This is a genomic window from Bacillus sp. MBGLi79, from assembly GCF_002953915.1.
On the sequence record NZ_CP026521.1, the window covers coordinates 1,603,002 to 1,623,702 of the forward strand.

At 41.7% G+C, this 20,701-nt stretch carries 21 protein-coding genes, 1 pseudogene and 2 riboswitches; of the genes and pseudogenes, 14 read left to right on the forward strand and 8 right to left on the reverse strand.

The genetic code is table 11. The features are described from left to right. Positions 1-55 precede the first annotated feature (55 nt). From C1T29_RS08145 to mgtE, 3 genes are all read left to right on the forward strand, one after another. The gene (locus tag C1T29_RS08145; protein ID WP_071580597.1) at positions 56-193 is read left to right on the forward strand and encodes a transcriptional regulator SplA domain-containing protein; all 138 of its coding nucleotides are present in this window, start codon (positions 56-58) and stop codon (positions 191-193) included. A 107-nt stretch (positions 194-300) separates the two neighbouring features. Next, positions 301-466, forward strand: a riboswitch (M-box (ykoK) riboswitch). A gap of 90 nt (positions 467-556) precedes the next feature. Continuing rightward, on the forward strand, positions 557-679 hold the full coding sequence (locus C1T29_RS24975) for a hypothetical protein (protein ID WP_071580598.1): 123 nt from the start codon (positions 557-559) through the stop codon (positions 677-679). Between the two features lie 17 nt (positions 680-696). Next, positions 697-2,052, forward strand: coding sequence for a magnesium transporter (mgtE, locus tag C1T29_RS08150; RefSeq protein ID WP_014663717.1), 1,356 nt, complete (start codon positions 697-699; stop codon positions 2,050-2,052). A 42-nt stretch (positions 2,053-2,094) separates the two neighbouring features. Here the strand turns inward: mgtE and tnrA are convergent, their stop codons facing one another. Next, complete coding sequence (gene tnrA, locus C1T29_RS08155) at positions 2,095-2,427, reverse strand: MerR family transcriptional regulator (protein WP_003232541.1); 333 nt, start codon at positions 2,425-2,427, stop codon at positions 2,095-2,097. Between the two features lie 193 nt (positions 2,428-2,620). On the opposite strand from tnrA, the gene C1T29_RS08160 reads away from it, so the two are divergent. The 3 genes from C1T29_RS08160 to C1T29_RS08170 all read left to right on the forward strand — a co-directional run bounded on the left by C1T29_RS08160 (position 2,621) and on the right by C1T29_RS08170 (position 3,643). Next, the gene (locus C1T29_RS08160; protein WP_052438165.1) at positions 2,621-2,776 is read left to right on the forward strand and encodes a hypothetical protein; all 156 of its coding nucleotides are present in this window, start codon (positions 2,621-2,623) and stop codon (positions 2,774-2,776) included. An 87-nt stretch (positions 2,777-2,863) separates the two neighbouring features. Beyond that, on the forward strand, positions 2,864-3,046 hold the full coding sequence (gene ykoL, locus C1T29_RS08165) for a stress response protein YkoL (RefSeq protein WP_014663719.1): 183 nt from the start codon (positions 2,864-2,866) through the stop codon (positions 3,044-3,046). 132 nt (positions 3,047-3,178) lie between these two features. After that, positions 3,179-3,643, forward strand: coding sequence for a MarR family winged helix-turn-helix transcriptional regulator (locus C1T29_RS08170; RefSeq protein ID WP_003232536.1), 465 nt, complete (start codon positions 3,179-3,181; stop codon positions 3,641-3,643). Positions 3,644-3,648: 5 nt separating this feature from the next. On the opposite strand, the pseudogene C1T29_RS08175 reads toward C1T29_RS08170, so the two are convergent. After that, positions 3,649-4,778 (reverse strand): annotated as a pseudogene (locus tag C1T29_RS08175) (glycosyltransferase). A 91-nt stretch (positions 4,779-4,869) separates the two neighbouring features. Between C1T29_RS08175 and C1T29_RS08180 the strand changes: the two are divergent. After that, positions 4,870-5,421 carry a YkoP family protein gene (locus C1T29_RS08180; RefSeq protein ID WP_103748990.1) on the forward strand — a complete coding sequence of 184 codons (552 nt, stop codon included), beginning with the start codon at positions 4,870-4,872 and terminating at the stop codon, positions 5,419-5,421. A gap of 27 nt (positions 5,422-5,448) precedes the next feature. Here C1T29_RS08180 and C1T29_RS08185 read toward each other — a convergent pair whose 3' ends face one another. Then, positions 5,449-6,261: a metallophosphoesterase gene (locus C1T29_RS08185; protein WP_095431444.1), complete on the reverse strand. Its 813-nt coding sequence runs from the start codon at positions 6,259-6,261 to the stop codon at positions 5,449-5,451. A 192-nt stretch (positions 6,262-6,453) separates the two neighbouring features. Between C1T29_RS08185 and C1T29_RS08190 the strand changes: the two genes are divergently transcribed. Further along, positions 6,454-8,148: a DUF6044 family protein gene (locus tag C1T29_RS08190; RefSeq protein WP_071580601.1), complete on the forward strand. Its 1,695-nt coding sequence runs from the start codon at positions 6,454-6,456 to the stop codon at positions 8,146-8,148. Positions 8,149-8,160: 12 nt separating this feature from the next. Beyond that, complete coding sequence (locus C1T29_RS08195; protein WP_103748851.1) at positions 8,161-9,174, forward strand: glycosyltransferase family 2 protein; 1,014 nt, start codon at positions 8,161-8,163, stop codon at positions 9,172-9,174. Between the two features lie 19 nt (positions 9,175-9,193). Here the strand turns inward: C1T29_RS08195 and C1T29_RS08200 are convergent, their stop codons facing one another. The 3 genes from C1T29_RS08200 to C1T29_RS08210 are packed head-to-tail and all read right to left on the reverse strand — an operon-like array spanning position 9,194 to position 14,418. Continuing rightward, positions 9,194-11,032 carry a DNA ligase D gene (locus C1T29_RS08200; RefSeq protein WP_103748850.1) on the reverse strand — a complete coding sequence of 613 codons (1,839 nt, stop codon included), beginning with the start codon at positions 11,030-11,032 and terminating at the stop codon, positions 9,194-9,196. Positions 11,033-11,035: 3 nt separating this feature from the next. Beyond that, on the reverse strand, positions 11,036-11,971 hold the full coding sequence (locus tag C1T29_RS08205) for a non-homologous end joining protein Ku (RefSeq protein ID WP_080478212.1): 936 nt from the start codon (positions 11,969-11,971) through the stop codon (positions 11,036-11,038). 38 nt (positions 11,972-12,009) lie between these two features. Then, positions 12,010-14,418 (reverse strand): EAL domain-containing protein, encoded by a 2,409-nt coding sequence (locus C1T29_RS08210; protein ID WP_142393697.1) that lies wholly within the window; start codon positions 14,416-14,418, stop codon positions 12,010-12,012. 230 nt (positions 14,419-14,648) lie between these two features. On the opposite strand from C1T29_RS08210, the gene C1T29_RS08215 reads away from it, so the two are divergent. The 4 genes from C1T29_RS08215 (at position 14,649) to rsgI (ending at position 18,475) form a co-directional block, all read left to right on the forward strand. Then, positions 14,649-15,263, forward strand: a complete 615-nt coding sequence (locus C1T29_RS08215; protein WP_069150765.1) for a DedA family protein — start codon at positions 14,649-14,651, stop codon at positions 15,261-15,263. 47 nt (positions 15,264-15,310) lie between these two features. Next, positions 15,311-15,413, forward strand: a riboswitch (yybP-ykoY riboswitch). Positions 15,414-15,519: 106 nt separating this feature from the next. Further along, positions 15,520-16,314 (forward strand): TerC family protein, encoded by a 795-nt coding sequence (locus C1T29_RS08220; RefSeq protein WP_269321166.1) that lies wholly within the window; start codon positions 15,520-15,522, stop codon positions 16,312-16,314. Between the two features lie 263 nt (positions 16,315-16,577). Then, on the forward strand, positions 16,578-17,333 hold the full coding sequence (gene sigI / locus C1T29_RS08225) for an RNA polymerase sigma factor SigI (protein ID WP_040083319.1): 756 nt from the start codon (positions 16,578-16,580) through the stop codon (positions 17,331-17,333). Then, positions 17,330-18,475, forward strand: coding sequence for an anti-sigma-I factor RsgI (rsgI, locus tag C1T29_RS08230; protein ID WP_103748849.1), 1,146 nt, complete (start codon positions 17,330-17,332; stop codon positions 18,473-18,475). The genes sigI and rsgI overlap by 4 nt, the downstream gene beginning before the upstream one ends. 10 nt (positions 18,476-18,485) lie before the next feature. On the opposite strand, the gene sspD is transcribed toward rsgI, so the two are convergent. Both sspD and htpK read right to left on the reverse strand, forming a co-directional pair. Beyond that, a complete protein-coding gene (gene sspD, locus C1T29_RS08235) occupies positions 18,486-18,680 on the reverse strand; it encodes an acid-soluble spore protein SspD (RefSeq protein ID WP_003218568.1) in 195 nt (64 codons plus the stop codon). 130 nt (positions 18,681-18,810) lie between these two features. Beyond that, entirely contained in the window at positions 18,811-19,512 is a 702-nt protein-coding gene (gene htpK / locus C1T29_RS08240) for a transcriptional regulator HtpK (RefSeq protein WP_040083317.1), read from the reverse strand. Between the two features lie 171 nt (positions 19,513-19,683). On the opposite strand from htpK, the gene htpX reads away from it, so the two are divergent. Beyond that, entirely contained in the window at positions 19,684-20,580 is an 897-nt protein-coding gene (htpX, locus tag C1T29_RS08245) for a protease HtpX (RefSeq protein ID WP_014663732.1), read from the forward strand. Positions 20,581-20,701 lie beyond the last annotated feature (121 nt).

The following is a 20,701-nucleotide window of genomic DNA, read 5'->3' on the forward strand; positions in this document are numbered from 1 at the left end:
TTTCATGATAAGAAACCTTCTTTTGGACAATCTAAGTGAAAAGGAGGCGAAACACATGGAAAAGAAAGAGGAGCAATACATCAATCAGGCTGAATATGTCCCTCATCCAACGAAGGATGGAGAGTACGCTTTATTTCTTCATGAAACGTATCATTTGCTTTCTGAAGATGACGAGAAACAAACAACAGAATAAGGGCTTAGGCCCTTGTTTTGTTCCGTAATTGTGATGTAAGCGCATTTATTACTTTTTTGAGTTGACACAGCTTGTTTTTTTCTGTAATCTCAGTGTGTCAATTCAATTAGGAACTTCGTTAGGTGAGGCTCCTGTATGGAGATACGCTGCTGCCCAAAAATGTCCAAAGACGCCAATGGGTCAACAGAAATCATCGACATAAGGTGATTTTTAATGCAGCTGGATGATTGTCCTATGCCATACAGTGCTAAAGCTCAACGATTGAAGGCGCCCGCACGCTTTTTTGCCGTGCTTCTTTCACCTTCAATCCTGAAGGCTTTTTTTATGCCTTTAAAACGAACCCAATCAAAGGAGGTGCGGAGTATGGATTCTCCCCATTCGAGTCAATCTGAAGAAGTACCCATATACTATGACAGCAAGGCAATTGATTACACGATGAGGAGACGAACTGCCGCACCTTCTGGCGAGGCCGGCACGTCTCCGTAGAGGAGGTACGAGTCCCGATGGTTCAAAACATGACCTATGACGAACTCATTTTACGCATCATTATTTTATTGCGAGACGGGAAAATCAGGGATTTCAGAAGCGTTATTGATGAGCTTCAGCCCTATGACATGGCGTTTATTTTTAAAGAAATGCCGGAAAAACACCGCGCCCGCTATTTATCTTATTTAACTGTAGACGATATCACTGATATGATCGGGGAGCTGGAACGCGAATTTCAGCTTGCCGTCTTAAATAAAGTCGGAAAAACAAAAGCAACACTGGCGATGAACAAAATGGACAACGATGACCTCGCACAATTGCTTGAAGAAATGGATGAAGAACTGAAGGAGCAGCTTTTGTCCAGCATGGAAGCGTCAGAGTCAAAAGCTGTACAGCTCTTGATGAATTATCCGGCTGACTCAGCAGGACGCATGATGACAAACCGGTATGTGTGGATTCCTCAGCATTACACGGTGAAAGACGCGGTCGTCAAATTGAAAAGCTTCGCTGAAATCGCTGAATCGATCAACTACTTATATGTTATTAATGAAAGCAAACAGCTGGTTGGGGTTCTTTCCTACCGCGATTTGATCCTGGGTGAACCTGAAGAAAAGGTGCAGGATTTAATGTTTACCCGCGTCATATCAGCAGATGCTCTTCAGGACCAGGAAGAAGTTGCCCGCCTGATTGAACGTTACGATTTCTTGGCAATACCGGTTGTAGAAGAAAACAACGTGCTTGTCGGCATTGTAACGGTTGATGATATTATCGACGTCGTCATTCGGGAAGCTGATGAGGATTACGAAAAATTTGCCGCTTCCGGTAAAGACATCACCTTTGACACAAAAGCTTACGTTGCGGCATACCGGCGCCTGCCATGGTTGATTTTACTCTTGTTTATCGGGCTGATTTCAGGAAGCATTATCAGCTATTTTGAGGATGCGCTGAAGCAGGTTGTCGCGCTTGCGTTTTTCATGCCGATGGTGTCAGGGATGACAGGAAATACGGGAACACAATCTCTCGCGGTTGTCATCAGAGGTTTGTCTAAAGAAGAAATGAACAAAAAAACGATTGTGCGCCTGATCTTCCGGGAGTTCAGAACAAGTATTTTTATCGGAGCGGTTTGTTCTGTGCTAATCGCGATTGTCTCCATCATATGGCAGGGGAATGCGCTTTTGGGATTTGTTGTTGCTTCTTCACTGTTTTTAACCTTAATCATCGGCACGATGTCAGGAACGATTATCCCTATTATTTTGCACAAACTGAAAGTAGACCCGGCGATTGCTTCTGGACCGCTGATTACAACGTTAAACGATATTTTATCTTTATTAATCTACTTTGGCATTGCCACTGCATTCATACACTCATTATAAATATAAAAAGTCCGTCTCAACTGCGAGCCGGACTTTTATCATTTAACGGTTTTTGTACCGAAAGTGAGCATTAAGCTGCCCTTCCAGCATTTTTTTCCGCACTTGCGGATCGTTTTTTAACATCTGTTCTTTTTTGCGCATATCCTTTAAAATCTCTGCCGTCTGTACACCGTCTTCACGCTTATTGGCGATATCCATCAGCCGCTCCACATCGGCAAAGGAGTATTTTCTTGTCCCCCTTGAAGAACGCTGCGGGTAAATGAGTTTTCGTTCCTCATAATACCTGATCTGTCTTACGGACAATCCTGTCAATTCACTCACAATTCCGATTGAAATCACTTTTTTGTCTTTATAAGAATGATCTTCTGTGGTCATTTTTCCACCCCTGGATGTCTTTTGATAATAGTATATAAAAAACAAAGAGAAAAAACCTGACGCTTGTCATATTTTCTAACATCAAATAGAAGATTTTTGAAAAAATACGGAAGAAAAATTAACAAGAATAATGCGTAACATACAAGCGCGTTTTATCCTTTATGTAACGAACAAACGAGGAGGAAGGATAATCATGGAGGAAGAAAAAGCGGTCTCACTGGCAAAAGAAATTATCGAGTTGGATATCAAGCGTGATGAAATGCTGGAGACGTTTATGCAGCTTGCCGGAGAACAGGCTTTTCAATTATTAAGATCCGTTCAAAACGGACGGTACCGTAAATCTTCGTAAACATAAATTCTTTACATTAGATTCATACCACGTTCATTTAAATAGAGTATCTTTTGTATAGGATACCTCAAAATGAAGGAGGACGCTATGAGTAATTTATTGAAAACCGCTTTAGAAAAAGAACGAAGCCATTATTCTGAAAAACTCTATCAAATTGGGGTTTATAATAAAGAGGTCATGAACAAAATGACGATTTCTGAGCTTCGGAAAGAATATGCTTATTTCTTTCGAAGCATTACAAATCACAGAAATTATCCTTATACAAGATAATGTATAAGGATTTTTTTGCTTTTAGAAGGAATTTCTCGAATTATAGCGAATACGTATAGTAAGGGACTGAACTCTTATTATATGTAAGGGTTTTCATTATTTTTTTATAAAAATCCTATATACGAGGTAGATATGATGAGATTATCGTTTAACGAAGAAGAAGTTGAGCGTGCGATGAATTTGTACAGAGTTTTTGCAAGGGCTTTCAAAAGTGTGTCCGAACATAGTATCCGTGATAGCAAAGAGCACGGTTTTAATCCCACTGAATTTGCTGTACTGGAGCTCCTGTACACAAGAGGCCCGCAAAAATTGCAGCAAATTGGGTCGAGACTTCTGCTTGTAAGCGGAAACGTCACATATGTTATTGACAAACTAGAAAGAAACGGGTTTTTAGTAAGGGAGCAGGACCCGAAAGATAAACGCTCCGTTTACGCACATTTAACTGACAAGGGAAATGAGTATTTGGATAAAATTTATCCGATTCATGCTCTGCGTATTGCGAGAGCGTTTTCAGGCCTTTCGCCTGATGAACAGGACCAGTTGATCGTCCTGCTCAAGAAAGCGGGCATACACAGCCAGCATTTGCTGTTTCGTTAACGACTCTACACTCTCTGTTTCAGGAGAGTGTTTTTTTGTGTCATAGGATTCTCCTTAAAACATCTTCAATCTTCCTATCAGACATTTCGTCAAGATATCCATTGACGTGTGTTTGATATTTCTTCATCAGTTCACTTGATTGAAAAAATACCGCAAACCGTTCTTCTGCTTTTTGTACATCCCAGTTTCTCATATCTATGACAAGCTTCCTTTCTTTTAAAAGGTTCAAATTCATTTCCTCCTGTCCCGGCAGTGCATGATAAATAAATACGGGGAGCCGCTTCTGTAAGCATTCACTGATGGTCACGCCTCCGGGTTTTGTCATGATGCCTGCCGCCTGTTCGTACAAACGGTTCATCTCTGCTTTGCTGTGAAGGTAAGGAATCGCCTCAATTAAAGGGTGGTGTAAACTTTTGACATAGCAGTAGAGCTTTTCGTTTCTGCCGCATAATATTTTGTATAAGATCTTTCCGCCTGGCGACAGTTTCTGCACCCATTTTAACATTCCCCCGACTCCCATACTGCCTCCTGTGATGATGGTGGTATATGGCGGATGATGCTGACAGGCATCTGCTGATCCCATTTCAAACATTCGGTGAACGGGTATGCCGGTCAAGTATATGTTTTTCTGATCGATCCCCTCTGATATGAGCTGCTTCTTTACTTCGGTGCTCGGAACAAAATGGTAATCAATGTTCTTCCGTCCCCATAATTGATTCACGAAAAAATCAGTGTATACATTCACAACCGTCAGATTCGGATATTCAGGCTTTAGCCGGTTCAGCAGATAAGAAGGCAGCGCATGTGTGCAGAAGGCGAAATCAGGCTGTTTTTCTTGGAGGATGTGCCTCATTTGCTGTGTGAACAGCCATTCGTACATGGAATAGCGTTTGTCATGCTGATATTCTCCGCAGGCGAGCAGCCGGTAAATGCCGCTATACGTTTTCGGGAAGTATTGAATCCATTTTAAATAAGCCGCGGAGGACAGTTTTTCTAACCGCCTATACGCATGTGAAAAGATATCAATGTTCTCAGCTGCAAGCCCCTGAGACTCTAATTCAGCCTGCAATGCATCAGCGACATGATGATGGCCGGTGGAAATGCTTAAAAAAGGAAAAATGAGAATGTTTTTCATGACAGTCCTCCCAAAAAAATATGGCAACTATATTTTGGGGAGAACGCTCACAAAATATAAGGGTGTTTTTGATCATAAGGAAGGTGAAAAGATGAAAACCTGTTTCCTTTCCATTTGGAAAATGCTTGACCCGATTTATTTCTTTTTTTCTAGGCTAAGCTTGATTGACAAAGAGCAAAAAAGCGTTTTTCGAGTCAGGCTGACGAAGTATAAAGGACATCATGTCGTGCTGAGCGACGGAACGCATATTAGAAAAAATGATGTGCTCGTTAAAATCCATCTGCACAATATTAAGCTGATAAGAGAACTGCAAAGCATTGAGAGTACGGTCAGAAAAGGAATCATTATTTATCAGAAAGTATATCAATCGATGCCGCTTCTTCTAGACTATATCAACAATCATAAAAAAAGCGAGAAAATCAAAGGAATTATTGGGATTACGATGCTTGACAAAGGTGTAAAAAGGCTCGGCTTTGATGTGATCACTCCGGTGAACCCTTTTTACAGATGCTTTAAAAAAATGTCCCATGTGCCGATTTTATATTTGACTTCAAAGCCTGTGAGCTTGCGGCATTTACCGAATTCATCCTATTTGTTGATCTCAAAAGAAAAGCTACAGAAAACCTATCAAAAAAAAGACTGATGCCTCGGTCAGCACAGTCTTTTTTGCTTAAATCTGATGAAATGTCACTTCAGGGCGGCTTCCGACACGGATATTTACGCCGGTTTGTCCCAAGCCTTCGCTGATATAAAATGGCTTATCATGATGATAATGAAGACCTTTAATCATGTTCATGCGCACGAGCTTGCCCATTTTCACCAAATGATACGGTTTTGGCCAGTGGATTTGCCCGCCGTGAAAATGGCCTGACAGCAGGTAATCATAATGAACATCTTTCATATCCAGAATAATATTTGGGTCATGTGTTAGTACAAGCTGATAGCCGTTTTCTAAACTTTGATAAGAGCCGGTGATATTACTGCGATTCGTACTGTAATCATCAATGCCAATAATATTGATTGGTCCAGCAGCCGTCTCGATTCGAACATGTTCATTTTGAAGCGTGATACAGCCGTTTTCCTCTAAAACACGCTTCAGCCTCTGAAAGTCTCTTTCTTTCAATACATAATCGTGGTTACCGAACACCGCGTACATTCCATATGCAGGCTTCAGCTTTTGCAAGGCGTTCAAGTAACCTGCCAGCTTCGGAATATTACGTTTCCGATCAAGAAAATCCCCGGTAAGAGCAATGATGTCCACAGGCTGATCTTTTGTTAAAAGATACAGCTCCTCAGGTGAGACTGAAATGTTTTCCAAGTGAAGATCTGATAAATGAAGGATATTTAATTTTTTTCTGGCTGGAAGGCCGTCTTTTTGATCGATTGAAATGGTGTTGACCTTCACATCTTTTGTATTGCGGTTCGCTTTATATAGAAATGGCACAAATACGAGTATGGCCAATGAAAGTAAGATTGTAAACAAAATATATCCCCTCCCTGCTATCAGTATAGTAAGTGATCAAGCCCTATGGATAGCGGGAATTAATGGGTAGAGACAGGCAGAAAAACGGATTGTCATATGATGAATGATTTGGAAGGGAAAAGGGATAATAAATTTTGACACATGAGGCAGAACATGCCGACGGAGTCAGAATAACAAATGGATGTGTAAGCAATGTTAAGGTTGATGAGACAACAAAAAAAAGAAACATATTATCTCTGGATCGCATTATTTCTTCTTTTGCTGTATGTATCCCCGCTTTTTATTTTAAAGGAAGATGCCCATATCCGAGTCCACGATAATTTAGATTCCAACATCGCGTGGTACAAGGTTCTTGCCGATAGCGGAGAAATCGTCGGCAAGGTTGACGCTGCCATTCCGCAAATCATTAACGGGCTGCCACGGGATGCCTTTGGCACCGAGTGGAGCGGCATTGTTTGGCTTCATGCATTCTTTTCTTCCATGACCGCCTATGCAATAAGCCAAACGGTTACAAGAGTTGTCGCTTTTTATGGAATGTATGTGCTGCTGAAGAAACATGTGATCCCGGAGCCAAAAGCGGCTTTCATCCGAATTGGCGTATCGCTTGCATTTGCCTTAACACCTTTCTGGCCTTCGGGAATGCTAAGTACGCTTGGGTACCCTTTGGCACTGTGGGCTTTTTTAAATATCCGAAAAGGGGATATCTCATGGAGAGAATGGCTGACGCTCGGACTGCTTCCTTTATATTCAAGCTTTGTGTTAGGCTTCTTCTTTTTCCTGGCAGGAATGGCGTGTTTTTGGCTGTATGATGCCATTACAAAAAGAAGATGGAATCTGATTTTCTTAGGCAGTATTGCATTTATGACGAGTATCTATCTTTTCGTTGAATATCGGCTTGTCTATTCGATGTTGTTTGAGCATGCACCGATGCATCGGATTGAATTTATCTCATCCAGGCATGACGTTTGGCATTCTCTTCGACTATCCGTAAAAAACTTTGTCTATGGCCATAATCATGTGATGACCGTTCATACCGTTGTCATCCTCCCGATTCTGCTGCTCGTATTTGCTGCTCTGCTGTTCAAACGAAATCGGACAAAGCCAGAAAATGTTTATCTGTTTTTATGTGTGCTTAATTACGGACTGTCATTATGGTATGCGTTTTGGTTTAACAAAATTTGGGCAGTGCCTAAGCAGACATTTGCCTTTTTAGCAGAATTTAATTTTGCCCGATTTCATTTTCTGCGACCGCTTGTTATATACGTGAGCTTTGCGCTTGCTTTATATCTTATTTGGCGGATGGGGAAAGGGTGGAAATGGCTTGTGTACGCCGCGGTCGCTGCACAGCTGATGGTGCTGGCGCCTTTTAATGAAGAGTATACGTATGGTGTTCATTACAACGCGCCGACATTTAGGGAGTTTTATGCATCCGAGCAATTCAACGAGATTAAGGAATTTATCGGACGCCCGCAAGATTCGTACAGGGTGGCGAGCATCGGCCTGCATCCGTCTATCGCCCAATATAACGGGTTTTATACGTTAGATACGTATAACAATCTATATCCACTTTCTTATAAATATGAATTTAGGAAAATCATCGAAAAAGAGCTGGAAAAAAACACTCGGCTGAAACAATATTTTGATGAGTGGGGCAGCCGCTGCTACCTTTTTGTCGATGAGCTCGGTAAACGATACGATTTCAAAAAGAACTCGAAGAAAACGATCAACAATCTTCAATTAAATACAGATGTATTTAAAAAAATGGGCGGACGGTACATTTTTTCTTCAGTTCCGATCATGAATGCTGAACAAAACCATCTTGCGCTTGTCAAGACGTTTGACCATAAGGATTCTGCTTGGCGCATTTATTTATATGAAACAAGATAAGGAGGATATCGATTGAAACAGCCACAGCCAGTATTAACCATCGTCGTCCCGTGTTTCAATGAAGAGGAAGTGTTTCAAGAAACAAGCCGTCAGCTGACAGAGGTTGTAGACGATTTAATTGAAGAGAAATTAATTGCTGAAAACAGTAAAATTCTATTCGTCGATGATGGCAGCAAAGACCGCACTTGGTCTTTGATTGCCATGGAGAGCATAAAAAACAAGAAGGTTACCGGCTTAAAATTAGCCTGCAATGTCGGCCACCAAAAAGCGCTTTTAGCCGGACTCCATAAAGCGAGGAATAGGTCAGACTGTGTCATTTCGATTGATGCTGATCTTCAGGACGACATCTCTGTGATCCGGGATTTTATGCTGAAATATCATGAAGGCTGCGAGATCGTGTACGGTGTCCGCCGGAGCAGAAAAACCGATACCTTTTTCAAACGCACGACCGCATTAGGATTTTATCGCCTCATGAATAAGCTTGGAATTAAATTAATTTATAATCATGCTGATTTTCGTTTAATGAATAAAAGATCCCTTGAAGAGCTTGAGCGTTATCCAGAAGCGAATTTGTTTTTAAGAGGCATTGTTCCCATGATCGGTTTTAAGTCAGCCGAAGTGTTGTATGACCGCAAGGAACGCTTTGCCGGCAAAACGAAATATCCGCTGAAAAAAATGCTGTCATTCGCTTTTAACGGGATTACATCATTCAGTGTCGCACCAATTCGATTCTTTACGCTATTGGGATTTGTTTTATTTTTTCTCAGCGCTGTGGCAGGGATTGGCGCGTTTATTCAAAAGCTGCTCGGCCATACGAATGCAGGCTGGGCGTCTCTCATCATTTCCATTTGGTTTTTGGGCGGGCTGCAATTGATGGGAATTGGGATTATCGGAGAGTATATCGGGACTATTTTTTCCGAAGTGAAAAGACGCCCGAAATACGCGATTGATATCGATTTGTATAATGAGCCGCTGAGCCCGCTTCAGCGCCAGGAAAAAGAGCGATTAGAGAAAAAGTACAGTTAAACGGAAAGAGCTGACTTCATTAGTCAGCTCTTTTTTTCAACTGATGTAAAATAGCGCTAAGAGGTTCGTCCTGCGGGTTGCGGTAAAAATCAAAAAATGGGCAGCCCTTTTTCTTAATCCGATCAATGACGGTATCAATTGTAAACAGAGCGGGTGTTAAAGATGATTGTACTTCATTCCAGTAAAGCGGTGCCGCGACAGTCCCGAGCTCATTTCCTCTTGTTGAATAGGGACAGATAATCGTTTTTCCTTCTGCATGCTGCAAATAATCAAGATACAATTTGCCGTGCCTGTTTTTAATCAAGCGTTCAGTGGTAAATAGCTCGGGAAATGCATTGGTGCAGTACTCGGCAATCAGCTGTGTAAATTGGCGTGTTTCTTCATACGTGAAAGCCTCAAAAGACAAGGGAATATAAAGCTGAATGCCTTTGTTGCCGGACAGCTTCGGGTACGAAGTAATGCCAAAGGAGTCAAACAGCCGCTTCAGTTCATTTGCAGCCTGAACGGCCATAATAAAGTCATCTCGCGAAGGCGGGTCTAAATCAATGACAATCTCAGCCGGACGCCTGCTTTTAATGGTTTGAAAAGGGACGTGAAACTCCAAAGCAAGCTGGTTGCAAAGCCATAACAACGTAGACATATCATCGCAGACAATATGCTCATGGCTTCCGTCATAGAAAGATTGAACAAAATCCGGCGCGTAGTCCGGCTTGTTTTTTTGGAAAAATGATTCGCTCCTAGCTCCATGCGGATAGCGAATGACGGTGACAGCACGGTTTTTCAGAAATGGAAACAGGTAGTCACTGACTTCAATCATATACTGAATAAAATCTTCTTTTGTTTTTTTATTCTTTTCAAATATGATTTTATCCAGGCTTGTGAACTGAAGCTTTGGGTGAACCGGTTTGGAGTGGCGTATGACTTGCGCATACGTGCATTCGGTCCAGTCCATTTGGAATTCGAAACCGACAAACGATACCTCTCTTAGTGTGCCTTGAAGAATCGTTAAGTATTGAACAGTTGCACAAATAGAAGGTACAAGCGTAAATTCGCCAGAAGGTGCTTGATGTCCGTGCTGTTCCATAATCTCTCGTATCGCGCTTTTTTCCTCATCACGCATTCCGTGCGAGACAGAGGCTATCGGTGTCATGATCCCGTTTTTTAATACGGACACCGTCAGAAACCCATTGTTAGGGTTGAAGCCTGTTATGCAAACATGTGCTTGTTTAAAGTTTTTATATTTGAGCCAATCGGACGACCGCTTCTTTCCGAGCCATTTGCTGTTTTTTTTTTTCGCTACAATTCCTTCTCCGTCATATTTCATTACCATTTCCCAGAGTTGATCAAAATGATCGTAACAGGGGATATATTGGATGGTTTCCTTTGCGTAAGGGTCTGGAGACGCAGGAAGCTTTGCTGCGGACAGGAGGTCATACAGCGATTTTTTACGGTCCAAATACGAAAGAAGCGTTACATCTTCTCCGTTTCGCTCTAATAAGTCAAAAGCGAGAAAGCAGCACGGCCTCGCGTTTGCCGATTCCTGAATCTTGTCTGGCCTTTTTAAACGTCCCCGTACTTGAAGATGTTCAAAATCTGCTCGACAAGGATTCACCAAACATACGATTTCTCCATCAAGTGTCAGCGGAAGTTCTTTTTCCATAGGTTGAAAGACACTTTTGGCGAATTGTGTGATTTCAGGGAAGGTGCTGTTGAGCTCCACACCATTTCTGCTGGTTAAGGTCACACCTGAAGAATGGATGCGAAGAATACATCGGTACCCGTCATATTTAACTTCGTAACGCCATTCTTCTCCAATTGGCGGTGACGAAGTAAGGACCGGCTGCATGGTTAACGCCATGGACTATGACGTGCCGGAGGCTTTTTTTCTAGTCGTTTTCCGTTTTTTATCTCCGGCTCCTTTCGGTTCAGCGGCTTGTGCAGGTGCGGCAGCCGGTGTCTCGGGGTTCGGTCTTCTGGTTCTGTCGATGCTCGCTTGCAGTGCGCTTACCAGGTCAATGACATCTTCACGCGGTGGCGCTTTATCAGGAGTGACGGCTGTCTCTTTATTTTCAAGCTTGTCATTGACTCTTTGCAGCAGAGCCTGACGATACGTGTCCTCATATTTTTCAGGTTTAAACTCAGCAGTCAGTTCATCTATTAATGTGATAGCGGTTTGCAGTTCCTTATCATTTACATTCGATTGATCAGGTACACCTGGGACATGAGCGGCGCTTCTGACCTCATCCGGATAATGGATGGACTCCATGACGATACAATTTTCATAAACGCGGAGAATCGCCAGCTGCTGCTTTGACCTGATTGTCATATTGGCGATACCGATCTTTCCGGTTGAACGCAGCGCCTCACGCAGCAGGGTATAGGCTTTCGTTCCGTTATCCCCGGGGCCGACGAAGTAGGAGCGGTTAAAATAAATCGGATCAATTTCCTGAAGCTGAACAAAGTCAACAATCTCAACCGCTTTCTCCTCATGCTCCTGCTTTAAGCTTTTTAAATCTTCGTCCGTCAGCACTACATATTTTCCTTTTACATATTCATATCCTTTGACAATTTCATCAGGACTAAGTGTTTTTTCGCAATTCGTGCAAACTTTCTCGTATTTAATTGGTGCGTGATCCTCTTTATGGAGGCTGCGCAGCTTAATATCTTTATCTTCTGTGGCCGCATATAGCTTGATGGGGATGTTTACTAATCCGAAACTGATCGATCCCTTCCACATTGTATGCATATCGATAAACCCCTTTTTTTCTTTAGTGTGAAGAGGAGGGGGGCGATTCATGTGTAGTAACTTATGGGTGAAAAAAACAGCCGGCGCTATTATTGCGGCGGCTGTTCAATAATGAATTGTTCGATTTGTTCCGGCGGTATTGGCCTGCTGAAAAAGAATCCCTGCAAATGGTCGCAGCCTTTTTCATAAAGAAGCTGCTTTTGTGCTGAATTTTCAACACCTTCGGCAATCACCTGCAAAGACAGCTGATGGCCCATGGCAATAATAGCCCCTGTAATTTGCTCTGATTTACGATGGGTTTGAATATCGTCAATAAATGATTTGTCAATTTTCAGCCTGTGAATCGGAAAGTGCTTCAAATAGCTAAGCGAGCTGTGGCCTGTACCAAAATCGTCAATACTGATTCTGATTCCTAATTCCGTTAGCGATGACAAAACCTTTTTGGAGTGATCAAGATTGTCCATTGTCATGCTTTCTGTCACTTCCACTTCAAGAAGGTGCGGAGGAAGCTTGTATTTATTGAGCGTATCCTTGATGAGGGGAATCAGATCTTCGGATTGAAACTGTTTGGCGGAAATATTGATGGCGACAGAAAGATCATAGCCTTTGTCATGCCAAACCCTTGCCTGTTTGCATGCTTCATCTATAATCCACTTTCCGATATCAATAATAAGGCCCGTTTCTTCTGCGACACCGATGAATTCTCCAGGTGGGCACAGCTGCCCGTCGGGTGTGACAAGACGTATTAATGCTTCTACCCCTGTCATTTTTTGGTTTTTTGCGCTGAATTGCGGCTGATAATGTAAAACAAACCTATCGTTTTCAATTGCTTCTCTAAGTACGATCTCTTGATTCAGCTTGACGGTTTCTTTGTTCCCGATTGAAAAAGAAAAGTACCTGTATTTGCTTTTGTTTGGTTCTTTAGCGGCATACATCGCCATATCAGCCTTTTTCATCAATTCAAGGCCATCCGTCCCGTCTTTTGGAGATATTGCAATCCCGATACTGACAGATGTGACTAGAGTGTGCTCTTGGATTTTAAAAGGTTTTTCGAATTTTTGGATAATTTTTCTTGCTAAAACATCTGCTTCGCCAGTTCCTGTATTGGCGTCTGTCAATATAATAATAAATTCATCGCCGCCAAGACGGGCAATAAATCCGTTATCAGGAACTACAGATGACAGGCGCTTAGCTGCAAGCTGAAGCAGTTGATCACCGACATTATGCCCTAATGCATCGTTAATCACTTTAAACCGGTTTAAGTCCAGAAAGAATACAACGGTGTTATAATGTAAGGTATGCTCGCGATTCAGCACTTCTGTTAGGTGAGAGATGGCATGCCTTCTGTTAGGTAAGTCTGTAAGCGAATCATAATGAGCCATTCTATGGATTTCTTTCTCTGCTCTGTACTGCTTTGTCATGTCTTTGCAAATAACATAAATGCTGTCAAGCTCTTGATTGACCTCAACAGGTATGAGCGTAATATTTAAGTGAAACTGGCCTTTTTCAGTAATCAGATCGCTATCACTGTTCATCGCTTGTTTATCTTTTTTAACTTGCTCAAAAAGGCGCTTAATTTTCTGGGATGTATAATTTCTCCAATCGTGCATGCTGAATCCAAATTTGCTGATCATTTCCTCGCCGGCATGATTTGATGATATAATGTCGCCTTCTAATGACAAAATAAAGATGGCATCAATATTGTGGTTGATTAAAGATTGAAATCTCTGTTCGTTATCCTTTATGCGTTCGCTTTGTTTCATAAACTTTCGGTCTGCATGGGAACTGAATAATAATAATGTTTGTATACAAAAAATAATTAAAGTAACAAAAATTGACCAATGAAACGTATGTACTTCCATATGGCTTCCGGAAGGAGCCGTGTCCTCATGGAAAGTTGCGGCAAGCATTCCTGTATAATGCATGCCCGAAATCCCTAAACCCATTACAAGTGAACTGATGACTTTATAGTACATAAGATGATCAGAATGTTTTTTTACGGCCAAGTCAAAGAATATCTTTAACGAGACGAAAGATGCTGCAATCGCAATGATAATTGAAACTGTAAATAGAATCGGTTCATATATAATCATTACCCGGGAAATGGCAGACATTCCGATATAGTGCATAGAAGCAATAGATGCGCCAAGCACAACTGATCCGGTAAGCAGTCTGTAAAATGTAAGAATGTTCCGGCTGACAAAATATAATGACACAAATGATCCAGAAACAGATGCACCAATGGATGCCATTAAAGGCATGAATTCATATTCCAACTGCATTTCCATCTCCATATGGACGGCCATCATCCCTACAAAATGCATTGACCAAATCCCGAATCCCATTATAAGTGAGCCGCCAATCAGCCAAACTTTACTTTTTAAACCCGTATGGATCGTGACTTTCCTTGACAGTTCAAGGGAAATGTATGAGGCGGCACAGGCAATAAGAATAGATAAATATATGAGCGTCGTATTATACGTAACGTGTATTTCCAAATGGAGATTCCTCCCGTATCTGATGTTCCAGTCTTGTTGACTCTCTTTATTATCGGCTGCTTAACTCCAGACTTTCAGCCTTCAAGATGATAGAAATACGAGTGAGAGCTATTTTTAGTTCAGCTGACCGTGAAAAATGTGTTAAAATCATGTTGACGTTTTCCAAAAAAATAAAATGTACAATACATAAATAGGGAAAAGGGGAGTTGAAGGCTATCGAAGAGCTGGTTATGTCATGGATAGAAGCATTTAAAAGCTTATCTTATTTTGGAATATTTCTAGCGCTCAGTATTGAGTTTATCCCCGCTGAAATCGTCCTGCCTCTTGCGGGCTACTGGGTATCGAAAGGCGATATGACGCTTGCCGGCGTTGTTTTGGCAGGAACGCTTGGAGGAGTGGCCGGTCCGCTTACGCTGTATTGGATAGGAAGGTACGGAGGAAGGCCGTTTCTTGAACGTTTTGGGAAGTACCTTTTTATTAAGCCTGAAGCGCTTGATAAGTCGGATCAATTTTTTAAAAAACATGGGGGCTTTGTCGCCTTCAGCGGCCGTTTTTTGCCTGGCATCAGGACATTGATCTCCATACCGTGCGGCATTGCAAAAATGAATGTTTGGGTGTTTTCGCTTTATACATTCATCGCTATGCTTCCGATTACATTTGTATATGTTTATCTCGGTGTGAAGCTCGGTGAAAATTGGAAGGAAGTCGGCTCTATTCTTGATCAATATATGCTTCCGATCGGGATAGCGATTTTGGTGCTGTTTCTGCTCTACTTATTGATGAAAAAGAGGAAGAAACGCACGCACTCCGAACATTTATCAGTATTTTTAAAAAATAAACGTTGACAAATCACCGCACTGCGCATATTATTGACGTATAAAATGATATTTCTTGAAATCCCAAAGGGGAGTAGCGTCCGGAATATATTCCGGAAACAAAGTCGTCATTTCATGGATGGTATCCATCGGCTTTGTTGGCATGCTTGAATTCATGTCTAGCAAGACCTTTGCCTTATGTCGGCAAAGGTCTTTTTTGCATGGTCCGGCCGGCATAAGATCGGATGAAGAGAAAGAAAACAACTTTTTTGGGAGGGTATCATTTATGGATGCAGCATTATTATTAGAGTATGGTTGGGTTCTTCTCGTCTTGATCGGGCTGGAAGGGATTTTAGCCGCCGATAACGCACTGGTTATGGCGGTCATGGTAAAACATTTGCCGGAGGAAAAAAGAAAAAAAGCGTTGTTTTATGGATTGGCAGGGGCTTTTGTGCTGCGATTTGGCTCTTTATTTGCAATTTCTTTCTTGGTCAACGTATGGCAGGTTCAAGCGATTGGCGCGATCTATTTGCTGTATATCTCAGCAAGCCACTTATTGAAAAGATATGTATTTAAGAAAGAAGACACGCATAAAGAGACGAAGAAAAGCGGTTTTTGGCCGACTGTTTTAAAAGTGGAACTGGCAGATATCGCGTTTGCTGTTGATTCTATTTTAGCAGCAGTAGCACTGGCGGTTACGCTCCCTGGGACATCACTCCCGCAGATCGGCGGACTTGACGGAGGGCAATTTATCGTCATTTTGGCCGGTGGTATAATCGGACTGGTGATCATGCGATTTGCGGCTTCAATGTTTGTAAAGTTATTAAAGGAACGTCCAAGCCTAGAAACAGCAGCCTTTGTGATTGTCGGCTGGGTCGGAGTGAAGCTTGCTTTATATACGCTTGCCCATCGTGACATAGCGGTTGTTTCTGAACACTTTATCCATTCTGGAGCATGGAAGCTGATATTCTGGGGTGTCTTAGCGGCAATTGCAGTTAGCGGCTGGTTTATGTCAGGTGGGAAAAAACAGCTGGAGGGCACACAAAACGAACAAAAAAACAGCACTCGGGAACGGGCGTAATCTGAAAGACTCTGCTTAAAAGCAGAGTCTTTTCGTGTTTGAAGCGTTTTCATCCCCGAAATAAAATAACATTTTTATAACAGGTTTGTTACAAAAAACACGCATAAAACCCCCTTAATTCTTTAGAAAGGCACGAAATCATGTATAGGACGTCAGAATGGTTTGTCATAATTGAGACATTGGAAATCAATATTTCTTTTTCTCCTTTGCGAATCCCTATCAAATTAGCTATCATTAATGAGTAGTTATAGGGAGGAACTGAGGTGAAACCAGTGCTTAGCCTTTTGTTTAAATTGGGAAAAAAGAAGCAAACGCTTGAAAAAGCTGTTGAGAGTATACAAAAAGGCAATAAAGATCTGCAAAATGAATTAATACAGCAATATAAGCCATTTATCGCAAAGACGGTTTCATCCGTTTGTAAACGATATATAGATGAAAAAGACGATGAGTTCAGTATTGGACTGATCGCGTTTAATGAAGCCATTGAAAAATATTCACCTGAAAAAGGAAATTCTCTGCTCGCATTTGCTGAGCTTATTATAAAAAGAAAAGTCATTGATTACATTAGAAAAGAAGCCAGAAGCGCACAAAATATAAATATCGATTTACAGGAAGGAGACGATCAGGAATCATCACAAAGCCTGATTGAAGCCGAGCTTTCCATTGATGAATACCGCCGTCAGATTGAACAGGAGCAGAGGCGTGAGGAAATCCTCTATTTTCAAAGGCAGCTCAAGGATTATGGTTTGTCGTTTAAAGAACTGCTTGAAAATTCTCCAAAGCACACGGATGCAAGGCAAAACGCCATAAAGGTGGCAATGACGCTTGTTGAACACGAAGAATTGGCCGCTATTCTGTATACAAAGAAGCAGCTTCCAGTGAAACAGCTGGAGCAGCTTGTCTCTGTAAGCCGAAAAACGATTGAGAGAAACAGAAAATATATTATTGCGATGTGTATTATTATTACGGGTGATTATATTTATTTAAAAGATTATCTTAAAGGGGTGCTGCACTCATGAGAAGAGGGATTATAGTAGAGAAAAATAAAAAATTCGTCACGTTGCTGACCCCTGACGGACAATTTTTAAAAGCCAAAAATGATCGCCACAGCTATGAAATCGGAGAGGAAATCATGCTTCCGAGTGAAACACGCATGGGCAGAAGGGCCAGCTTTTTTGATTTTTTTAAACTGCGCCCTTTCAAAATGGGGATTTTTACGATGACTGCTATTATGCTTTTTATTTTTATAGTTCTCCCCGTTTTTTCTAACAATAAGGCCTATGCGTATATGACAATCGATATCAATCCAAGCGTCGAAATGGCGTTAAACAGCGATTATGAAGTGATTGAACTGACGCCTCTAAACGATGAGGGAAAGCAGGTCGTAAATGATATTGATGATTGGGAGAAGACTGATTTTAAAAAGGTGATTGACGATATTATAACCGACTGCAATGAGCACGGGTATGTAAAGAAATCGAAAGAAATATTGATTTCCACTGTTTATGAAAATACGGAAGACAATACATATAAAAAAGCTGTGAAAAAACAGCTCAACGATGTGACTGAAAAATATAAAACGACATACCGCATGGAATCTCTCGAGTCTGATATGCAAACGAGGGAAAAAGCGAAGAAAGAAGGCGTTTCAACAGGCAGCTACATCAAATCAAATGAAAAGAATAACAATAAAGATTTAAAAGATGACTCCAGCAAACCATCCGGGGAAGAGGATCAAAAGAGTGAAGAAAATGAGGGTGAAAACACCGATCAAACCGACTCCCAGGACAGCAAGCAAGGAGATAATGAACAGTTGAATGATATGGATTCCGGTGACCAGAAAGAAGATAAAGCGGATGACCAGACTGATAAAAGTGATAAAGATAAAAATGTAAAGGAATCAGATGAAAACACAAATACCGAAAAAGATGGGGACGATGAGCAAACCCCAATACAAGATCCTCAAGATAAAGGAAATGAAAATAACAGCGCTGACAAAGGTCAAAGCCAATACCACAGGGACTGGAACAATGGTGAACAGGGCAAGAATCGTTCTTCATCCAGAAGGGATAACGCTTCAGACCGCCGTAATCCAAACGGCTACAGCAGTGATAATAATTCAGCTCAAAATGAAGATTCGCCGAGTGCCCCCGGCGAATAAAGACCTGAATTTATTTAGTTGTGCCGTTTAACTGAGATTGTGCTTGCTGCACCAGCCGCTTTGTCATTTCTCCGCCTACAGAGCCGTTAGCGCGTGCGACTGTATCAGAACCAAGGTTCACACCGAATTCTTGAGCCACTTCGAGTTTAAATTGGTCTAGTGCCTGCTCCACCCCTGGAACAACGAGTTTATTTCTGCTCGCCATCTTTTTCATCTCCTTTTTCTATAAAGAAATTCTTAACGCGTATTTAGTTTGAAATATACGGGGATTATTTATGCTGGCAATTGTTGTGGAGAAAAATAAACCCCCGGCCTCTGAGCCGGGGGTGCGCAGACTATAAAATGTCTGCTGTCATTTTATGAGCGGTTGCCTGAATATGGAACGTTAAAATGGAGAGGACTGTAATGGCGATAATCTGTCTGATTTTAAGCCATTGGCCGTCATTCAGTTCTTCAAAACGGTAGCGGAGACGTTCTGTCTCCTGTTCGACGATCACCTGCAGATTTGATTCTTTCATAGAAGGAGTATCTTGGTGATGAACGGCATCAAGCACATATGCACAGCTTTCATAATAAGCAATCGGGCTAATGACATCATCGGATCTGTCTGAGATTGTGTTAAAGGCCACTTTTAAAATAGCCCGTATGTGTTCAAAGTCATAAATGGATTTTAAATCACGTACAATTAAAAGAATAACTGCTTGTTCAACTGAGTATTTTTTGCCCAGCTCAGGGTGCCCGATCAGATCCTTGATATCACGCTTTACCCAGTTTTGAATCGCGGTTGACTTTAATGAAGTCAGTTCGCATAAGTTGCCGAGCTCTACGATTTCATTTGTAGAGAGGCCGTATTCTTTTTTCTGTTTTTTTCGTTCGTATCTTGTAAGAAATTCAGGAATTTCAAGATGATTGGCTGCTTTTTCTGCTGACATGTTCGCTGATTGGACGAGAATGTCGAGCGGGCTATGTTCTCCTTGTCCTTTTAAGGAATAGAGCAGCCGCACCATATCGGTTCGAGAAAGTTTAAAAATGTTCATTGTTCACCTCTTTAAACAATTTGACGCGGATAAGCGGTTTATGTATAAGTTCAAAATTGAAGCGTCAGCAAATTACATTAACATCATACGTCGAATTCCTTGCATTTTCAAATGGATGTTTTATAATTTAAATATACAGGTTCTTTTGAACTTAAAATAACGGAGGTTGTTATGGCGAAAAGAATTTTTCTGTTTATTTTAACGAATATTTTGGTGCTTACAACAATCGGGATTGTTTTGTCTATTTTGAGCTCTGTTACCGGAGTAGGGACATACTTTACAGCTGATGGCGGAATCGATCCAATGGCGCTTCTTGTGTTCAGTTTAGTCGTTGGCTTTGTCGGTTCCTTTACGTCTCTTGCGATGTCCAGATGGATGGCAAAGACGATGATGGGCGTCAGAGTGCTGAATCCGAAAAAACACTCGCTCAGCTACGAGGAACAGCAATTGGTTGATCGTGTCCATAGATTAAGCCGTTCTGCAGGGTTAACGAAAATGCCGGAAGTCGGGATTTACCGTTCACCTGAAGTAAACGCGTTTGCGACTGGACCGTCTAAACGCCGTTCTCTTGTCGCAGTATCGTCTGGGCTGCTGGAGCAGATGGATGATGCGGCGGTTGAAGGAGTGCTTGCCCACGAGGTCGCGCATATCGCTAATGGTGATATGGTAACAATGACGCTTTTACAAGGTATCGTCAATACCTTTGTCGTCTTTCTATCACGCATCGCAGCTTGGATTGCAAGCCGCTTTGTCAAAGAAGATCTAGCGCCGATCGTACATTTTATTGCAATGATTGTCTTTCAGATTATCTTTTCGATACTTGGCAGCCTGGTTGTGTTTGCGTATTCACGCCATCGTGAATTCCATGCTGACAGGGGAGGAGCGGATCTTGCCGGCAAGGATAAGATGATTCATGCGCTTCGGACGCTTAAAGGCTACTCTTCCCGAATGATGGAAGACGATCAGACAGCTGTCCAAACGTTAAAGATCAATGGCAAGAAGCGCTCTTCACTTTTCTCTACTCACCCTGATTTAGATGAGCGTATCAGACGGCTGGAAGCTAAGTAATACAAACACATTGTTCCTCTGAGGAAATTCTCAGAGGTTTTTTTATTTTATCCATTGATTAAAAACATAAAAAAATAAGCAAGTTAAGAAAATGTTCCGTAAAAGCCTTTAAAAATGGACC

Coding starts and splice junctions, on each gene's coding strand:
- C1T29_RS08145 (WP_071580597.1), top strand. CDS start 56: ATGGAAAAGAAAGAGGAGCAATACATCAATCAGGCTGAATATGTCCCT.
- C1T29_RS24975 (WP_071580598.1), top strand. CDS start 557: ATGGATTCTCCCCATTCGAGTCAATCTGAAGAAGTACCCATATACTAT.
- mgtE (WP_014663717.1), top strand. CDS start 697: ATGGTTCAAAACATGACCTATGACGAACTCATTTTACGCATCATTATT.
- tnrA (WP_003232541.1), bottom strand. CDS start 2,427: ATGACCACAGAAGATCATTCTTATAAAGACAAAAAAGTGATTTCAATC.
- C1T29_RS08160 (WP_052438165.1), top strand. CDS start 2,621: ATGGAGGAAGAAAAAGCGGTCTCACTGGCAAAAGAAATTATCGAGTTG.
- ykoL (WP_014663719.1), top strand. CDS start 2,864: ATGAGTAATTTATTGAAAACCGCTTTAGAAAAAGAACGAAGCCATTAT.
- C1T29_RS08170 (WP_003232536.1), top strand. CDS start 3,179: ATGATGAGATTATCGTTTAACGAAGAAGAAGTTGAGCGTGCGATGAAT.
- C1T29_RS08180 (WP_103748990.1), top strand. CDS start 4,870: ATGAAAACCTGTTTCCTTTCCATTTGGAAAATGCTTGACCCGATTTAT.
- C1T29_RS08190 (WP_071580601.1), top strand. CDS start 6,454: ATGTTAAGGTTGATGAGACAACAAAAAAAAGAAACATATTATCTCTGG.
- C1T29_RS08200 (WP_103748850.1), bottom strand. CDS start 11,032: ATGGCGTTAACCATGCAGCCGGTCCTTACTTCGTCACCGCCAATTGGA.
- C1T29_RS08205 (WP_080478212.1), bottom strand. CDS start 11,971: ATGAATCGCCCCCCTCCTCTTCACACTAAAGAAAAAAAGGGGTTTATC.
- C1T29_RS08215 (WP_069150765.1), top strand. CDS start 14,649: ATGTCATGGATAGAAGCATTTAAAAGCTTATCTTATTTTGGAATATTT.
- C1T29_RS08220 (WP_269321166.1), top strand. CDS start 15,520: ATGGATGCAGCATTATTATTAGAGTATGGTTGGGTTCTTCTCGTCTTG.
- rsgI (WP_103748849.1), top strand. CDS start 17,330: ATGAGAAGAGGGATTATAGTAGAGAAAAATAAAAAATTCGTCACGTTG.
- sspD (WP_003218568.1), bottom strand. CDS start 18,680: ATGGCGAGCAGAAATAAACTCGTTGTTCCAGGGGTGGAGCAGGCACTA.
- htpK (WP_040083317.1), bottom strand. CDS start 19,512: ATGAACATTTTTAAACTTTCTCGAACCGATATGGTGCGGCTGCTCTAT.
- htpX (WP_014663732.1), top strand. CDS start 19,684: ATGGCGAAAAGAATTTTTCTGTTTATTTTAACGAATATTTTGGTGCTT.